General features: G+C 73.2%; 12 protein-coding genes and 1 pseudogene. 4 read left to right on the top strand and 9 right to left on the bottom strand.

Annotated elements, in window-relative coordinates; genetic code table 11:
* Positions 1-13: 13 nt before the first annotated feature.
* From AB0E98_RS13260 to AB0E98_RS13270, 3 genes and pseudogenes are all read right to left on the bottom strand, one after another.
* Positions 14-2,647, bottom strand: coding sequence for a protein kinase (locus AB0E98_RS13260; protein WP_361701826.1), 2,634 nt, complete (start codon positions 2,645-2,647; stop codon positions 14-16).
* Positions 2,648-3,055: 408 nt separating this feature from the next.
* Positions 3,056-4,480 (bottom strand): annotated as a pseudogene (locus AB0E98_RS13265) (serine/threonine-protein kinase); the annotation flags it as partial.
* A 404-nt stretch (positions 4,481-4,884) separates the two neighbouring features.
* Positions 4,885-6,591: a glycerol-3-phosphate dehydrogenase/oxidase gene (locus tag AB0E98_RS13270; protein ID WP_361701827.1), complete on the bottom strand. Its 1,707-nt coding sequence runs from the start codon at positions 6,589-6,591 to the stop codon at positions 4,885-4,887.
* 384 nt (positions 6,592-6,975) lie between these two features.
* Between AB0E98_RS13270 and AB0E98_RS13275 the strand changes: the two genes are divergently transcribed.
* Positions 6,976-8,244: a nucleotide sugar dehydrogenase gene (locus tag AB0E98_RS13275; RefSeq protein ID WP_361701828.1), complete on the top strand. Its 1,269-nt coding sequence runs from the start codon at positions 6,976-6,978 to the stop codon at positions 8,242-8,244.
* Between the two features lie 39 nt (positions 8,245-8,283).
* On the opposite strand, the gene AB0E98_RS13280 is transcribed toward AB0E98_RS13275, so the two are convergent.
* The 5 genes from AB0E98_RS13280 to AB0E98_RS13300 all read right to left on the bottom strand — a co-directional run bounded on the left by AB0E98_RS13280 (position 8,284) and on the right by AB0E98_RS13300 (position 14,113).
* Positions 8,284-9,378, bottom strand: a complete 1,095-nt coding sequence (locus AB0E98_RS13280) for a rod shape-determining protein (protein ID WP_361701829.1) — start codon at positions 9,376-9,378, stop codon at positions 8,284-8,286.
* A gap of 114 nt (positions 9,379-9,492) precedes the next feature.
* Positions 9,493-10,620 carry a GuaB3 family IMP dehydrogenase-related protein gene (locus tag AB0E98_RS13285; protein WP_229347413.1) on the bottom strand — a complete coding sequence of 376 codons (1,128 nt, stop codon included), beginning with the start codon at positions 10,618-10,620 and terminating at the stop codon, positions 9,493-9,495.
* Between the two features lie 234 nt (positions 10,621-10,854).
* Complete coding sequence (guaB, locus tag AB0E98_RS13290; RefSeq protein WP_311608863.1) at positions 10,855-12,357, bottom strand: IMP dehydrogenase; 1,503 nt, start codon at positions 12,355-12,357, stop codon at positions 10,855-10,857.
* A gap of 178 nt (positions 12,358-12,535) precedes the next feature.
* Positions 12,536-13,111, bottom strand: coding sequence for a sigma-70 family RNA polymerase sigma factor (locus AB0E98_RS13295; protein WP_206279852.1), 576 nt, complete (start codon positions 13,109-13,111; stop codon positions 12,536-12,538).
* Positions 13,112-13,501: 390 nt separating this feature from the next.
* Positions 13,502-14,113, bottom strand: a complete 612-nt coding sequence (locus AB0E98_RS13300; protein ID WP_003948568.1) for a response regulator transcription factor — start codon at positions 14,111-14,113, stop codon at positions 13,502-13,504.
* Positions 14,114-14,519: 406 nt separating this feature from the next.
* Between AB0E98_RS13300 and AB0E98_RS13305 the strand changes: the two genes are divergently transcribed.
* Positions 14,520-14,846 carry a WhiB family transcriptional regulator gene (locus AB0E98_RS13305; protein WP_126914647.1) on the top strand — a complete coding sequence of 109 codons (327 nt, stop codon included), beginning with the start codon at positions 14,520-14,522 and terminating at the stop codon, positions 14,844-14,846.
* A 67-nt stretch (positions 14,847-14,913) separates the two neighbouring features.
* Here the strand turns inward: AB0E98_RS13305 and AB0E98_RS13310 are convergent, their stop codons facing one another.
* A complete protein-coding gene (locus AB0E98_RS13310; protein WP_361701830.1) occupies positions 14,914-15,825 on the bottom strand; it encodes a LysR family transcriptional regulator in 912 nt (303 codons plus the stop codon).
* 105 nt (positions 15,826-15,930) lie between these two features.
* Between AB0E98_RS13310 and AB0E98_RS13315 the strand changes: the two genes are divergently transcribed.
* Together AB0E98_RS13315 and AB0E98_RS13320 are read left to right on the top strand one after the other, a co-directional pair.
* The gene (locus AB0E98_RS13315) at positions 15,931-16,695 is read left to right on the top strand and encodes an MOSC domain-containing protein (protein WP_361702122.1); all 765 of its coding nucleotides are present in this window, start codon (positions 15,931-15,933) and stop codon (positions 16,693-16,695) included.
* Positions 16,692-17,465: an SDR family oxidoreductase gene (locus tag AB0E98_RS13320; protein WP_361701832.1), complete on the top strand. Its 774-nt coding sequence runs from the start codon at positions 16,692-16,694 to the stop codon at positions 17,463-17,465. Before AB0E98_RS13315 ends, AB0E98_RS13320 begins: the two co-directional genes overlap by 4 nt.
* The last annotated feature ends 4 nt before the right edge of the window (positions 17,466-17,469 follow it).

Below are 17,469 nucleotides of genomic sequence, written 5' to 3' on the forward strand. Positions count from 1 at the left end.
GACCGTCACGCGGTCAGCCGCCCGTCCGGTAGGTGGCCATGGCCTGCTCGAAGAAGGTGTCCACCGACCGCTGTTCGTCCATCGGGCCGCGTACCTGGAGCAGGTGGTAGCGGTCGCCCAGGATCATCGCGGCGTTGCGTACGTAGATCTGGCGGCCGCCGCTGTCGTTCCAGTGGAACGTGCCCTCCGCCGTCGCCGTACCGCCGACGTCGACGCGCCGCAGGCCGAAGGAGCCCGACCAGGACGAGGCGCGGTACGGGGCCAGCTCGGGCTCCTTGTCCTGCTGGTAGGCCATGGGGTCGCCGCCGAACTCGGCCACCGCGTCCCGGCCCGGGACCACGATCAGCTCGTAGTCCCCGCCGGCGTAGACGACCTGGCCGCGCTCGTTCTCGCCGCGCCGCTGCCAGTCCTCGGAGACGGCCACGGCGAAGCCCTTGGGGTCCTTGCGCAGGGCGAACCCTTTGGCAGCGGCGGCACCGGAACCCGCGCCGTCCTCGGCCCGGCCGTCCCGGGCGCCGTCGGTGGAGGCCCGGCCCGCCGTCCCGGAGGGGACGGATCCGCCCGGGGCCGCGCTCAGGGCGCCGGCCGCGCCCGTACGGTCCACCGGGGCGCGCCCCGTGCCCTCCTCCGCACGCGGCATGAACAGCACCGCGTACAGCACGGCCCCGATGAGGGCGAGCAGGATCAGGCCCAGCAGCAGCCTTCCCAGCCGCAGCGGGGAGGCGGCCGTCGTGGGAACGCGCTCCTCCCGCAGATGGCCTGTGGTGTGGAAGCCGTTCCGCTCCTGGGCACGGGGCTCCGCGTGCCGTTCCCCGCCCGTCCGCTTGTGCCGCCCGTGGGCACTCGCCGGAGCCTGCCCGGCCGTCATGCCCTGCCCGGCCGTCATGCCCTGCCCGGCCGTCGTGCCCTGCCCGGCCGTCGTGCCCTGGGCGGCCGTCGTGCCCTGGGCGGACGCGCGGCCGCGCCGCCTGCGGACCAGCTCGCCACGCCGGCGGACGACCGGGAGCCGGCGTGGATCGCCGGGGGCGGGGGCCCCGATCGACGGCACGGTGACGGTCCGGCTGCCGAGCTCGGGCTCCGGCGCCGAACGGATCAGCGAACGGAGCCAGCCGCGGAGCTCCTCGAACTCGGGCCGTTCGGCCGGGTCCTTGCGCATCAGCGACTCGACGACCGGGCGCAGCGCGCCGCACTCCTCGGCGTACGCGGGCGGTTCCGCGCAGACGACCTGGACGAGCTCGGCCGCGCTTTCCTCGGGGTAGGGCGCGTGGCCCTGGACGACGCGGAAGAGCAGGGCGCCCAGGGCCCATAGATCGGCGGCGGGGCCGACGGGGGGCGCGAGCTGCCAGTTCTCCCGCACCGGCCAGGCCTGTTCGGGCGCCCAACGCTCGGTGACGGCTCCCACCACGACCATCCGCGCCTGCCGGGCGCGCTCGGCGGCGAGCGCGTCGGCCGGGCCCTTGGGGTGCCCCCAGCCGTTCGAGGGGCGGCTCCCCGGGGCCGACGCCGGTCCTCCGGCGGGCCCGCCCTGGGCCGCCCCGGCGGGCTGGGCGCCCCCGTCCCCGGCGCTGGGCTTGTCCTGGCCGGGTACGCCGGGCCCACCCTGCCCCGGAGCCGCGGTACCGGGCGCGGCCCCCGGGCCCGCCCCGCCGCGTACCAGGCCGTTCGCGTTCCAGGGGCGGGTGGTCTCGGGGGCGGGAGCGGTGCCGCTGGACGCGCTGCCGCCGCCCCAGGTGGAGGCGCCGGCGGCCGGGCGGGCGGCGCCCTCGACCGCCGCGCGCGCGGCGGCGCGGGCTGCCGCGTGGTAGACGGCGATCGCCCCGGAGCGGGCCGCGCGGGCGTTCCGCGTCTCGTCCCGTTCGTCCCCCGTGCCCTGGACCGCCGTACCGCCCGCCGGGCCGCCCGTCGTACCGCCCGCCGCGGCGCCGCCGCCCTGCCGGGGCACGCCCTCGGCGCGCGTGCCCGGACCACCGCGGCCCGGCTGCCCGTACGGCGAGGGGCGCGACCGGTCCCCCCGGCCCGTCGTCTCCGGGACCGGGTCGTAGCCGCACAGCGCCTCCTCGGCCGCGCCGGCGGCCAGGCCGGTGAGGACGGCACGGCCGTCGTCGCAGATGAGGACGGTCCGGGCGGTGATGTTGCGGTGGGTCCAGCCCTGGGCGTGCAGGGCGCGCAGGGCGGTGAGGACGTCGGCGGCGACCTCGGCCGCGCGGTGCGGGGAGAGCGTGCGCTCGGCGAGGAGGGCGGCCAGGGGACGGGCGGAGACGAGCTCGCTGACGATCCAGAGGCTGCCCGCCTCGGCGAAGACGTGGAAGACCTGGTCGAGCCGGGGGTGGTCCGGGATCTGCGCGGCGGCGGTGGCGGCCTTCAGCGCGCGGCGCACCGCCGGGTCGCCGGGCGCCGGGGCCGTACGTCGCGCACCCGCGCCCCCGGTCCCCGCCCCGGCCGGGCCCCTGGCGGCGACGGGACCGTGGGGGCCGTCGTCCCCCAGGACCTCGGCGTCGACGACCTCCGGCAGCGGAATCTGCCGGACCAGGACCTCCTGACCGCTGTAGGTGTCGAACGCCCGTGTCTCCACGAGTTCGAACGCCTCGGACGGGGGCAACGGCAGACGGTAACGGTCGGCGAGCACCCGGCCCGCGTAGTCGTCCACGACGCCTCCCCACTCGTGCGATCCGCCGTCGCGCGGTCCGCCCCGACGCACCGACCGGCCGCCAAAGCCGGTCGTTCAACGGCGCCTTGCGGGCGTATCGCGACTGCGTACGGTCCACGACGACTCACGATACGTGCCGAACCCGCCCCTTAGGGCGCGTACGGCTCAGTACGTCCCCACCACTCCCCAGCAGTCCGGCCCTGTATGCGCACGTGTCCCTCCCGCCCCGGGAAGCCACATGACATCGGCGCGAGCCGACGCGCGTCAGTTCGCGCGCGAGAAGCCACCCGGGCCGCCCAGGACGTCCCGGGTGTCCCGGTCGTTCAAGCCGTCCCGGGCGGCGTACACCGGGGCGGTCGAGACGATCGCGGCCTTCTTGTGCTTCGTGGACGAACCGCCCTTGCCGTTGTCGTCCTTGTTGCCGCTCACGGCGATGGCGATCACCGTGCCGATGACGGCGAGGACGACCACGACCGCCGCGACGAGCAGCACGCGGCGCGGCACGACGTCCATGAGCGAGGCCCGGCCGTAGGTCGTGCCCCGCGCGTCGCGGCTGCCCCTGGCACCGGCCGCGACGCTGCCGACCCGCAGCCTGACCGGCTGCCCGGCGCCCTCGGACCCGGCGGTGACCGACGAGCCCGTGTCCGCGTCCCGCAGGGGCCGGAAGGCGCCCCGCGCCGGCACGGACGGCGAGCCGGACCGCGCGGCGCCGGACACGCCCCCGGACCGGGAGGACGGCGTCGACGACGCCGACGAGGAACGCGAACCCGACACGGCGGAAGAGGAGCCCGGCGAGGAGAACGAGGCGCCCGAAGAGCCCGGGGACGCCGGCGCGGACGACCGGGCGTCGTCGTAGCCGTACCCCCCGCGGTCCTTCTTCGGCCGCGCCGGACCCGCGGCGCGGACCGGCTTCTCCGGTATGGACGGCACGGCGATGGCCTGGGTGGCCTCAAGGTCGGGCTTGGGCTCGGGCGGCTTGGGCAGCCGCTCGTCCGGCGCGTTGACGGCGGCCGTCAGCAACGCCCGCGCCCCCGCCTCGTCCAGACGCTTCTGCGGATCCTTGGCCAGCAGCCCGTACATGACATCCGCCAGCGGACCGGCGTTGCGCGGCGGGCCGAGGGGCTCGGTCATGACGGCCGTGAGGGTGGCGATGGCCGAGCCCTTGTCGTACGGCGGGGCGCCCTCGACGGCCGCGTACAGCAGGCCGCCCAGCGACCACAGGTCGGCGGGCGGGCCGGGCTTCTGGCCGCGGGCGCGCTCGGGGGATATGTACGAGGGGGCGCCGACGAGCATGCCCGTCGAGGTGACCGAGGGGTCGCCCTCGACCTGCGCGATGCCGAAGTCGGTGAGGACGACGCGGCCGTCGTCCGCGATGAGGACGTTGGAGGGCTTCACGTCGCGGTGGAGGATGCCCTCGCGGTGCGCGGCGCGCAGCACGTCGAGGACGGCGAGCCCGACCTCGGCGGCCCGGCGCCACTTCAGCGGACCGTCCTCGCGGATGACGTCGGCGAGCGAGCGGCCCTCGATGAGCTCCATGACGATCCACGGACGGTCGTCCTCGTGCACGACGTCGTAGACGGTGACCGCGCCGGCGCTGCGGATCCGGGCGATGGCCTTGGCCTCGCGCAGCGTGCGCGTGATCAGTCGGCGCTTCTCGTCCTCGTCGATGTTGGACGGAAAGCGCAGCTCCTTGACCGCGACCACTCGGCCCAGGGTCTCGTCCGTCGCCCGCCAGACCGTGCCCATGCCACCGCGCCCGAGGACGTCCCCGAGGCGGTATCGCCCGGCGAGGAGGCGCCCTGCCGTGCCCTGCGTCTGCTCCGCCTCCGACATGCGTCCCCTCTGGCATTCAGCTCTGCGACCAACCGACCCTGGCAGAGGGACCATTGTCTCTCATCCGCGGACCAGCGGAAGGCCAGGGTCCGAGAGCCCTGGTGAGAAGCGTGTGCCGACGCGCACCGTCAACCCCCGTCGCACGGCGGACGGAGCCTTCCGTAACGCGCCGGGACGGTGTCGAGGACGACGGGATGCGGTGGCGTCGTCGCCCGCTCCCCTGAACAGGACCTGTCACTCCCACAGGACTCGCTGGGGCGACGGGCGGTTCCCGAAGCTGCCGGGCTGTCACACACCGCTCATGAGCGCACCCCTCGTGAACGCACCCCGTACCGGTGACCGGCGGTGGCTCATATCGGAGGACATCGACGGACATCATGACCCCGACAACCCCGGACGGGCCGTCAGACCGGCTGGATGTCCGGCGCGCCCAGCCGGGCCGCGTCCGCCGTCAGGTCGTCGGGCTGCCGCTGCGACTCGCGCTCGGCCTCCACGCGCTTCTCGTAGTGCTCGACCTCCTTGTCGACCTGGGCCGCGTCCCAGCCCAGCACGGGCGCGATCAGCTCGGCGGCCTCGCGGGCGCTGCGCGTGCCGCGGTCGAAGGTCTCGATCGAGATCCGGGTCCGCCGGGTGAGGACGTCGTCGAGGTGGCGCGCGCCCTCGTGGGAGGCGGCGTAGACGACCTCCGCCCGCAGATAGTCCTCGGCACCGGTCAGCGGTTCGCCCATCGCCGGGTCGGCGATGACGTAGGACAGCACCTCGTCCACCAGCGAGCCATAGCGATTGAGCAGGTGTTCGACCCGCGCGACGTGCAGCCCCGTGCGCCGGGCGAGCTGGGCGCGCCCGTTCCACAGGGCCCTGTACCCCTCGGCGCCGACGAGCGGCACGTCCTCGGTGACGCAGTCGGCCACCCGCTGGGCGAGCCCGTGCACCGCCTCGTCGACGGCGTCCTTCGCCATCACCCGGTACGTGGTGTACTTGCCGCCCGCCACGACCACCAGCCCCGGCACCGGGTGGGCCACCGTGTGCTCGCGCGAGAGCTTGCTGGTCGCGTCCGACTCACCGGCGAGCAGGGGGCGCAGCCCGGCGTAGACGCCCTGGACGTCGTCGCGGCCGAGCGGCACGGCGAGCACCGAGTTCACGTGCTCCAGCAGATAGTCGATGTCGGCGCTGGAGGCGGCCGGGTGGGCCTTGTCCAGGTCCCAGTCGGTGTCCGTCGTCCCGATGATCCAGTGCCGGCCCCATGGGATGACGAAGAGCACGCTCTTCTCGGTGCGCAGGATGAGCCCGCTGGTGGAGTGGATCCGGTCCTTGGGGACGACCAGGTGGATGCCCTTGGACGCCCGAACATGGAACTGGCCGCGCTCGGCGATGAGCTGCTGGGTGTCGTCCGTCCACACCCCGGTGGCGTTGACGATCTGCCGGGCGCGGATCTCGAACTCGCCGCCCTGCTCCAGGTCCCGCACCCGGGCGCCGACCACGCGCTCGCCCTCCCGCAGGAAGCCCACGACCCGCGCCCGGTTGGCGACGTCGGCGCCGTAGGCGGCGGCGGTGCGCACGAGGGTGGTGACGTAGCGCGCGTCGTCCATCTGGGCGTCGTAGTACTGGAGGGCGCCGACGAGCGCGTCCTTGCGCAGGCAGGGCGCGACCCGCAGCGCCTTCCGGCGGGTGAGGTGGCGGTGGGCGGGCAGTCCCCTGCCGTGGCCCGAGGAGAGGGACATGGTGTCGTAGAGGGCCACGCCCGCGCCGGCGTAGACCCGCTCCCAGCCTCTGTGCTGGAGCGGGTAGAGGAAGGGCACCGGCCTGACCAGGTGCGGGGCCAGTCGCTGGAGCAGCAGCCCGCGCTCCTTGAGGGCCTCGCGCACCAGGGAGAAGTCGAGCATCTCCAGATAGCGCAGCCCGCCGTGGATGAGCTTGCTGGACCTGCTGGACGTGCCGGCCGCCCAGTCCCGCGCCTCGACGAGGCCGGTCGTCAGGCCGCGGGTCGCCGCGTCCAGGGCCGTGCCCGCGCCGACGACGCCCGCGCCGACCACGAGGATGTCCAGTTCCCGCTCCGCCATTCGGGCGAGAGCCTCGCCGCGCTCGGCCGGGCCGAGTGTCGCTGTCCTCACCACTGCCTCCCGCCTGGCCGATCCCGCCGCCGCTGCCGGTGGCCGCGCGGACGGAGCCGAGACCGTACGTCGTGACGCGTCCTCCTTCGATGCTGCCCCAGATCGGCCGCTCCGGCCGGGCCACGGACGGAGGCGACTCGACGCGGACCCGGTCGCACCGCGACGCGGCCCCGGACGCACCGCGACGCGGCCCCGGACGCACCGCGACGCGGCCCCGGACGCACCGCGACGCGGCCCCACCGGGAGAGACACAGAAATACCGGACAACAGTCATATATCCGCCTAAGCTGATGTACCGGGCCGTTTTGGCCGGGAACCCACCGGCCGCCGGCCATCGCCTCCGGACGTCGCCTCCGGGAAGGACCGCATCCCGCCATGCCCGCCATGCCCGCAGATCTCGCCGTCATCGGCCTCGGTCACCTCGGGCTCCCCCTCGCCCAGGCCGCCACCGCCGCCGCCATCCCCACCGTCGGCTACGACACCGACGCCCGCACCGTCGCCGAGCTCCGCGCCGGACGGCTGCCCCCGGAGGGCGCCGACGGCATCACCGCGGGCCTGGTCCGCCGCATGGTCTCCGCCGGTTTCCGCGCCACCACCGAGGACGCCGAGCTCGGCAGGGTCCGTACGGCCGTGATCTGCGCCCCCACCCGGCTGGGCGAGGACCGGGCACTGGACCTGAGCGCCGTCGTCGCGGCGGCCCGCGCCCTGGCGGCCCGGCTCCGGCCGCACACCACCGTGATCCTGGAGTCCGCCGTCTACCCCGGCACCACCGAGGACCTGCTGCGCCCCCTCCTGGAGTCCGGCTCCGGGCTGCGCGCCGGCCAGGACTTCCACCTCGCCTACTCCCCCAGCCGCCTCGACCCCGGCAACCGCCGGCACGGCCTGGTCAACACCCCCAAGGTCATCGGCGGCCTCACCCCCGCCTGCACCGAGGCCGCCGCCGCCTTCTACGGACGGATCTGCGAGAAGGTCGTCCGCGCGCGGGGCCCCCGCGAGGCCGAGGCCGTCAAGGTCCTGGAGACCAACTACCGGCACGTCAACATCGCGCTCGCCAACGAGATGGCCGTCTTCTGCCACGACATCGGCGTCGACCTCTGGGACGTCCTGCGCTGCGCGGAGACCAAGCCCTTCGGCTTCCAGTCCTTCCGCCCCGGCCCCGGGGTCGGCGGCCACGGCGTCCCCATCGACCCCAACTACCTCTCCTACAAGGGCCGCAGCCTCGGCTACCCCCTGCGCATGGTGGAGCTGGCGCAGGAGGTCAACGGACGGATGCCGCGCTACGTCATCCAGCGCTGCGCCACCCTCCTCAACGAGCACGGCAAATCCGCGCGCGGCGCCCGGGTGCTGCTGCTGGGGGTCAGCTACAAGGCCGACATCGGCGACCAGGAGGGCTCGCCGGCGCGCGAGATCGCGTCCCGGCTGATGGAGATGGGCGCCCTGCTCAGCTATCACGACCCCTACGCCGCCCAGTGGCGTGTCATGGGCCAGCCCGTACCGCGCGCCGACTGCCTCTACGAGGCGGCGGCCGACGCCGATCTGACGGTGCTTCTCCAGCACCACCGCACGTACGACCTCCAGGGGCTCGCGGTCAAGGCCCAGCTGCTGCTGGACACCCGGGGCGCGAGCCCCACCGGAGCGGCGCACCGGCTGTGACAAGCGCCCCGGGGGCAGGCCCGGCCACAGCCGACCCCGCTACAGCCGGCCCGCCAGCAGGCGCGGCTGGGCGTCCAGCACCGTGCGCATCGAGGCGAAGTTCTCCACACAGCGGCCGGTGCCGACCGCGACGCAGTCGAGCGGCTCGTCCGCGACGAGCACGGGGATGTCGAGCTCCTGGCTCAGCCGGACGTCCAGGCCGCGCAGCAGCGCGCCGCCGCCGGTAAGCACGATGCCCCGCTCCATGATGTCGCCGGAGAGCTCCGGCGGGGTCTCGTCGAGCGTCTGGCGCACCGCCATCACGATGGCGTCCACCGGCTCGGTGAGCGCGTGGCGGATCTCGTCGGCCGTCAGGTCCAGCGTCTTGGGCAGACCGCTGACCTGGTCCCGGCCGCGCACCGTCAGCCGGTCGCCGGGGCGCAGGCCCTGGGTCTCCTCCGGGTCGCCGCCGCCCGCGTCCGCGTAGCCGGTCGGGGAGGCCGAGCCGATGGTCAGCTTGATCTCCTCGGCGGTGCGCTCACCGATGGCGAGGGCGTACTCCTTCTTGACGTAGGAGATGATCGCCGTGTCCATGGCGTCGCCCGCCGTGCGCACCGAGCGCGCGGTGACGATCCCGCCCAGCGAGATCACCGCGACCTCGGTGGTGCCGCCGCCGATGTCGACGACCATGCAGCCGGTCGGCTCGCTGACCGGCAGCCCCGCGCCGATCGCGGCCGCCATGGGCTCCTCGACCAGGTGCACCTGACGGGCACCGGCCTGCGACGCGGCCTCGATGACCGCCCGTCGCTCGACGCCCGTGATGCCCGAGGGCACGCAGACCACGACGCGCGGGCGGGAGAAGCGGCGGTTGCCCATGACCTTCTTGATGAAGTGCCGCATCATCCGCTCGGCTATCTCGAAGTCCGCGATGACGCCGTCCCGCATCGGGCGGATGGCGACGATGTTCGAGGGGGTACGGCCGATGGTCTCCTTGGCCTCGGAACCGACCGACAGCACACTGCCGTCCTCGGCGTTGACCGCGACGACCGAGGGCTCGTTGAGCACCACTCCCTTCCCTCGCACATACACCAGCGTGTTCGCGGTGCCGAGGTCGATACCCATGTCCCTGCCGCTGAACGACTTGCTTTGCGCCATAAGTCGCCAGTATTCCCTAAGATCGAATGCTTATACGGCACTAACGTCGGTGGCAGGCCATGCGGAAGGCCCGGCCCGCCGAAGCGGACCGGGCCTTGAAGGGAAGACGAAGCGTCAGCGCTTGTCGTGCTGCGACGGCGCGACCGTCACCTCGACGCGCTGGAACTCCTTGAGCTCGCTGTAGCCCGTGGTGGCCATCGCCCGGCGCAGCGCGCCGAAGAAGTTCATCGAGCCGTCCGGGGTGTGCGAGGGGCCGAGGAGGATCTCCTCGGTGGAGCCCACGGTGCCCAGGTTCATGCGCTTGCCGCGCGGCACGTCCTCGTGGACGGCCTCCATGCCCCAGTGGAAGCCACGGCCGGGGGCGTCGGTGGCGCGGGCCAGCGGGGAGCCCATCATCACGGCGTCGGCACCGCAGGCGATGGCCTTCGGCAGGTCGCCGGACCAGCCCACGCCGCCGTCGGCGATGACGTGGACGTAGCGGCCGCCGGACTCGTCCATGTAGTCCCGGCGGGCGGCGGCCACGTCGGCCACGGCGGTCGCCATCGGGACCTGGATGCCCAGGACGTTACGGGTGGTGTGCGCGGCGCCGCCGCCGAAGCCGACGAGGACACCGGCCGCGCCCGTGCGCATCAGGTGGAGGGCGGCGGTGTAGGTGGCGCAGCCGCCCACGATCACCGGGACGTCGAGCTCGTAGATGAACTGCTTGAGGTTCAGCGGCTCGGCGGCGCTCGAGACGTGCTCGGCGGAGACGGTCGTACCGCGGATCACGAAGATGTCCACGCCGGCGTCGACGACGGCCTTGGAGAACTGCGCGGTGCGCTGCGGGGAGAGCGCGGCGGCGGTCACGACACCGGAGTCGCGGACCTCCTTGATGCGCTGCCCGATCAGCTCCTCCTTGATCGGAGCGGCGTAGATCTCCTGGAGTCGCTTGGTCGCGGCGGTCTCGTCCAGCTCGGCGATCTCGGCCAGCAGCGACTCGGGGTCCTCGTAGCGGGTCCACAGGCCCTCGAGGTTGAGCACGCCCAGGCCGCCCAGCTCGCCGATGCGGATGGCGGTCTCGGGCGAGACGACCGAGTCCATGGGGGCGGCCAGGAACGGCAGCTCGAAGCGGTAGGCGTCGATCTGCCAGGCGATCGAGACCTCCTTCGGGTCGCGGGTACGGCGACTCGGGACGACGGCGATGTCGTCGAACGCGTACGCCCGGCGGCCGCGCTTGCCGCGCCCGATCTCGATCTCAGTCACGTGTGTGGCCTTTCACTTTCCTTGGCGCTCCGTCTGCCGCATACCAGTATCCCCGACGCGGCGGAGCCCGCGGCCTTATCGGTCGCGGGCTCCGACGGACTTCTGTGCGAAACTCCGACTACTACCGGAAGCAGTAGCCGGGCGCGTCAGCGACGCGAGTAGTTCGGCGCCTCGACCGTCATCTGACAGCGCTTCCCGGGGGACAACCCCCGGACCCCCGGCCGGGGGTCCGTATCAGCGACGCGAGTAGTTCGGCGCCTCGACCGTCATCTGGATGTCGTGCGGGTGGCTCTCCTTGAGACCCGCGGACGTGATCCGCACGAAGCGGCCCTTGTCCTTGAGCTCCTGGATGTCGGCCGAGCCGACGTAGCCCATGGAGGCCCGCAGGCCGCCGACGAGCTGGTGGGCGACCGAGGACAGCGGGCCGCGGTAGGGCACCTGACCCTCGATGCCCTCGGGCACCAGCTTGTCCTCGGAGAGGACGTTGTCCTGGAAGTAGCGGTCCTTGGAGAAGGACCGCGCCTGGCCGCGGGACTGCATGGCGCCCAGCGAGCCCATGCCGCGGTAGGACTTGAACTGCTTGCCGTTGATGAAGACCATCTCGCCCGGCGACTCCTCGCAGCCCGCGAGCAGCGAGCCGAGCATCACCGTGTCGGCGCCGGCGGCGATCGCCTTGGCGATGTCGCCGGAGTACTGGAGGCCGCCGTCGCCGATCAGCGGGACGTCCGCCGCGTGGCACGCCTGGGCGGCCTCGTAGATCGCGGTGACCTGCGGGACGCCGATGCCGGCGACGACGCGGGTGGTGCAGATCGAGCCCGGGCCGACACCGACCTTGACGCCGTCCACGCCCGCGTCGATCAGGGCCTGGGCACCGTCGCGGGTGGCGACGTTGCCGCCGACGACGTCGACGCTGATGTTGGACTTGATCTTGGCGATCATGTCGAGGATGCCCCGGCTGTGGCCATGGGCGCTGTCGACGACCAGGAAGTCCGCGCCGGCCTCGACGAGCGCCTGGGCGCGCTCGAAGGCCTCGGCGCCGACGCCCACCGCGGCGCCGACGACCAGGCGGCCCTCGGCGTCCTTGGCGGCGTTCGGGTACTTCTCGGCCTTGACGAAGTCCTTGACCGTGATGAGGCCCTTGAGCACACCGGCGTCGTCCACCAGCGGCAGCTTCTCGATCTTGTGGCGGCGCAGCAGCTCGATGGCGTCCTCGCCGGAGATGCCGACCTTGCCGGTGACCAGCGGCATCGGGGTCATGACCTCGCGCACCGCGCGGCCGCGGTCCATCTCGAAGGCCATGTCACGGTTGGTGACGATGCCCAGCAGCTTGCCCGCCGGGTCGGTGACCGGCACACCGCTGATGCGGAACCGGGCGCACAGCGCGTCGGCCTCGGCCAGCGTGGCGTCCGGGCGGACGGTGATCGGGTCGGAGACCATGCCGGACTCCGAGCGCTTGACGAGGTCGACCTGGTTGGCCTGGTCCTCGATCGAGAGGTTGCGGTGGAGCACGCCCGCGCCACCCTGGCGGGCCATGGCGATGGCCATGCGCGCCTCGGTCACCTTGTCCATGGCGGCGGACAGCAGCGGGATGTTCACCCGTACGTTGCGCGAGACCCGGGAAGCGGTGCTCACACCGTTCGGCAGGACCTCGGAGGCGCCCGGCAGCAGCAGGACGTCGTCGTATGTCAGACCGAGCATCGCGAATTTTCCGGGCATTCCGTCGACGTTGTCAGTCATGACACCTTCCCAAATGGTCTTGCCCCAGCGAGGACTACCATGCTAACGGCCGTGGCGGGTGTCCCATTCCACGAGCCCTGAGGCCCACGTCACTTGGATATTCCTACGAAAACACCGTCGGTCGGCGCGTCCGTGCGGTGTGCGCACCCCGGTGGGCCGGGACGCGCACACCCCGCGCTCACTGTTCCGCGAGCGCCCTGAGCCTGCTGAGCGCGCGGTGCTGGGCGACCCGGACGGCGCCGGGCGACATTCCCAGCATCTGTCCGGTCTCCTCGGCCGTCAGCCCGACGGCGACGCGCAGCAGCACGAGCTCGCGCTGGTTCTCCGGAAGGTTGGCGAGCAGCTTCTTCGCCCACTCGGCATCGCTGCTGAGCAGCGCCCGCTCCTCGGGCCCGAGCGAGTCGTCGGGCTGTTCCGGCATCTCGTCGGAGGGCACGGCCGTGCTGCCCGGGTGGCGCATGGCGGCGCGCTGGAGATCGGCGACCTTGTGCGCGGCGATGGCCACGACGAAGGCCTCGAAGGGGCGCCCGGTGTCGCGGTAGCGCGGCAGGGCGCACAGAACGGCGAGACAGACCTCCTGAGCGAGGTCGTCCACGAAATGGCGGGCGTCGCCCGGCAGCCGCGACAGGCGCGTACGGCAGTAGCGCAGGGCGAGAGGGTGCACCAGGGCGAGCAGATCATGGGTGGCCTGCCGGTCGCCCTCCACCGCACGGGCGACGAGCGCGCCAATGGCGGTGGTGTCGTCGTCGCGCATCGGTCCATGGTGCCCCGGCGCCGGATTCTCCGTGGCACCGCCCTCGTGGTTGTGCATCGAACCGTTACGCGTCGGTGTCCTCGCACTCACGTCTAGCGCCTCCCCCTTTCGGGTATGCCCGCCCCAGCACTCACGACTCCACCGATAGCTTGCACCCGTGCCGTAGGGCACGTGGCAGGGCTTGTCCGTCATGAGGTCTCTTCTGGCCGAGCGAGAAACCTCGGCCTCCGCCGGGGAGGAGTCACACCTCAAGGATGCGGCATCCCTCGAGCTTTCGGCGTCGGGCCGTCGACGCGGCGAGGTCGCGGCGCACACCACGGGGGTCGCGGTGGGCACCACCCGCCGGGGTGGCGCGCACCGCGACCTCGAGACGCTGCGCGCCACACCGCCTCAGCGGACCAGGCCCCAGCGGAAGCCGAGGGCCACCGCGTGCGCCCGGTCCGAGGCGCCCAGCTTCTTGAAGAGCCGCCGCGCGTGGGTCTTCACCGTGTCCTCGGAGAGGAAGAGCTCCCGGCCGATCTCCGCATTGGAGCGGCCGTGGCTCATGCCCTCCAGCACCTGGATCTCCCGCGCGGTGAGCGTGGGCGCGGCACCCATCTCCGCCGAGCGCAGCCGCCGGGGGGCGAGCCGCCAGGTCGGGTCGGCGAGCGCCTGGGTCACGGTGGCGCGCAGCTCGGCGCGCGAGGCGTCCTTGTGCAGATAGCCGCGCGCCCCGGCGGCGACCGCGAGAGCGACCCCGTCGAGGTCCTCGGCGACCGTGAGCATGATGATGCGGGCGCCGGGGTCGGCGGAGAGCAGCCGGCGCACGGTCTCCACACCACCGAGTCCGGGCATGCGTACGTCCATCAGAATGAGGTCCGAACGATCGGCGCCCCAGCGGCGGAGGACTTCCTCGCCGTTGGCCGCCGTCGTCACGCGCTCGACGCCGGGCACGGTCGCCACCGCGCGACGGAGCGCTTCTCGGGCAAGCGGGGAGTCGTCGCAGACGAGGACGGATGTCATGGCCGCCCTCCGCAGCTGATGCGCGTCACCTTGAGCCTCCAGGGGCTGGTACTGGTCGTCACCTTGCGCGGTTGACGGCACCCGGGCCCTGCCACCCGCCCGACTGCTTCATGCGTCAACCGCCTCCGCACTCTCAACGACGGTCACCCGAAAGAGTTACGGGCTTGGTCGGCCGTGTTCGGCACTCTACGTGAGGGCGCGGACACGGAGCAGGGCGCACAGGGGGCGCCCGGCCCACCAGCCAAGCTATGCCCCATTTGCCCAGTCGGACCCGCATTTCTTCCCATTTACCGGCATCTGTGGCTAGATTCAACAAGAGTCATATTTTCATCTGCTCACACGACAGTCACGACAGATGTACGGACACGGGCACTGCATCGGACAGATCGTTTCGAGGGGATAAGCAATGGCAGATTTCTCCCGCCTTCCCGGTCCCAACGCCGACCTGTGGGACTGGCAGCTCCTGGCGGCGTGCCGAGGGGTCGACAGCTCGTTGTTCTTCCACCCCGAGGGCGAGCGCGGCGCGGCGCGCAGCGCCCGTGAGACCTCCGCGAAGGAGGTGTGCATGCGCTGCCCCGTACGCGCCGAGTGCGCGGCGCACGCGCTGGCGGTGCGGGAGCCCTACGGCGTCTGGGGCGGCCTGACCGAGGACGAGCGCGAGGAGCTCATGGGGCGCGCGAGGCACCGGCCCATCTCGGCGAGCGGCGCGGGCGCCGGCGCGATGACCGCGTGAGCGCCTGCGGCTGCGCTTCCACCGACGGCCACGCTCCCGCACGCCCCCGCGCGCCCGGCGCCGGTGTTCAGCGGGTCGCGGCGGCCGCGAGGCGGTTCAGCATGGCCCCGACCGCCGGCACCCTGGCCAGGTCCGGGAGGGTCAGGGCGACGATCTCCCGTTGTACGACCGGCTCCACCGGCACCGTCCGCGCCCCCTTGGGCCGTACCGACTCCAGCGCCAGCTCGGGCATGACCGCGACCCCGAGCCCGGCCCCGACCAGGCCGAAGACCGCCGGGTAGTCGTCCGTCGCGAAGTCGATGCGCGGGGTGAAGCCCGCGCTCTCGCACACCTCCACCAGATGTCGCCGGCAGCGCGGGCAACCCGCGATCCACGGCTCGTCCTCCAGCTCGGCGATCCCTATCCGCTCCGCCCCGGCCAGCCGGTGCCCCTCGGGCACCACGCCGATGAGGCGGTCGGTCAGCAGCGGCCGGACGACCAGGTCGTCCCACTCCGCGCCGGCCGCCGGGTCCGCGCCGCGCACATCGGGGTAGCGGAAGGCGAGCGCGATCTCGCAGTCGCCCTCGCGCAGCATCTCCACCGAGCGCGGCGGCTCCGCCTCGACGAGGGAGATCTGGGTGCCCGGGTGGGCGGCGCGCATCTCGGCGAGCGCGGTCGGCACGAGCGTGGAGCTGCCGCTGGGGAAGGACACCAGCCGCACCCGCCCGGCCCGCAGCCCGGCGATGGCCGCGATCTCCTCCTCGGCGGCGGTCAGCCCGGCCAGGATCCCCGTGGCGTGGCGGACCAGGGCCTCGCCGGCCTCGGTCAGCCGCATCTCCCGGCCCGTGCGGACCAGCAGCGGTGTGCGCGCCGACTGCTCCAGGGCCTTCATCTGCTGACTGACGGCGGGCTGGGTGCAGCCGAGCTCGCGGGCCGCGGCCGAGAACGAACCGGTGGCGGCCACCGCGCGCAGCACCCTCAGATGACGTGCCTCGATCATAGAACCGAGCATAAGGCCACCTTGGGGCCGATGCGAAATATTCGCTCGACGCTTTGAGGGCGCGCCGCTTAGGCTCGTCCCATGGATCGCGCCACGGCTTCCCCCATGCGTCTGCTCTCCCTCAACGTCGGCCGGGCCCGGACCTCGGGCGATCGACCGGGCCATGAGGGCGCCTTCGCCGACGGGCTCGCGAGCGGCATCGACAAGCGCCCCGTCCCCGGCCCGGTCGCCGTGGCCGCCCCCGGCCCGAAGGGCACGGCGGGCAGCGGCCTCGCGGGCGACGCGGTGGTCTCCCTCCGCCACCACGGCGGTGACGACCAGGCGGTCTACGCCTTCGCCCGGGAGGACCTCGACGGCTGGGAGCGGGCGCTGGGCCGCCCGCTGCCCCACGGCGCCTTCGGGGAGAACCTCACCACCCTCGGGGTCGACGTCAACGGCGCGCGCATCGGAGAGCGTTGGCGCATAGGTACGGATCTGCTGCTGGAGGTCACCTCTCCGCGCATCCCCTGCCGCGTCTTCGCCGACTGGCTGGGCGAGTCGGGCTGGATCCGCCGCTTCACCCAGGAAGCCGCGCCCGGGGCCTATCTGCGTGTCATCGAACCCGGGGAGATCCGCGCGGGCGACCCCATCACCGTCGTCCACCGCCCCGCGCACGAGGTGACCGTCTCCTACGCCTTCCGCTCGCTGACGACGGATCAGGCGCTGCGGGCCGGCCTCCTCACGGCGGGCGACGCGCTCCACCCCGAGCTCCGGGAGAAGGCCCTGGCGTACAGGGAACGTCAGAATCGCGCCGCCGCGCGTCCGAAGGGGCGGGCGGAGGAGGGGGAAGGCAGCCGGGAGGGTGTGCCGGGCACTAACGTTCCCGTATGACGACTGCACTGATCACGGGAGCCACCGCGGGCATCGGCGCGGCCTTCGCCCGGCGGCTGGCGGCCGACGGACACAATCTGGTCATCGTGGCCCGCGACGAGAAGCGGCTGAGCGAGCAGGCGACGGAGCTCCACGACCGCCACCGCGTGGAGGTCGAGGTGCTCCGCGCCGACCTGTCGCGGGAGGAGGACATCGCGGCGGTCGAGGCCCGGCTCTCGGATCGCAAGAACCCGGTCGACCTGCTGGTCAACAACGCGGGCTTCGGCAACAAGGGCCGCTATCTCGAGGTCGCGATGGCCGACGAGCTGACGATGCTCAAGGTGCACTGCGAGGCGGTGCTGCGGCTGACCTCGGCCGCGGCGGCCGGTATGCGGGAGCGCAGGCGCGGCGGTGTGGTCAACGTGGCCTCGGTCGCCGCGTTCGTCCCCCGGGGGACCTACGGAGCGAGCAAGGCGTGGGTGGTGCAGTTCACCCAGGGCGCCGCGCGGGATCTGGCGGGCAGTGGGGTGCGGATGATGGCGCTCTGCCCCGGCTTCGTCCGCACCGAGTTCCACCAGCGGGCCGGCATGGGGACGGACAACGTGCCCGGCTGGATGTGGCTGGACGCCGACAAGCTGGTCGACGCGGCGCTGAAGGACCTCGCCCGGGGGAAGGCGCTGTCCATCCCCGACCCCCGCTACAAGGCGCTGACCGGTCTGCTGAAACTGGCCCCCCGCCGCGCGGTCTCGCGCGCCGGCTCGTCGACGGGCCGCCGCTACGGGCCCAACTGACGGC

The organism is Streptomyces sp. NPDC037389, from assembly GCF_040636475.1.
In the GTDB taxonomy this organism is placed as follows: domain Bacteria; phylum Actinomycetota; class Actinomycetes; order Streptomycetales; family Streptomycetaceae; genus Streptomyces; species Streptomyces hesseae.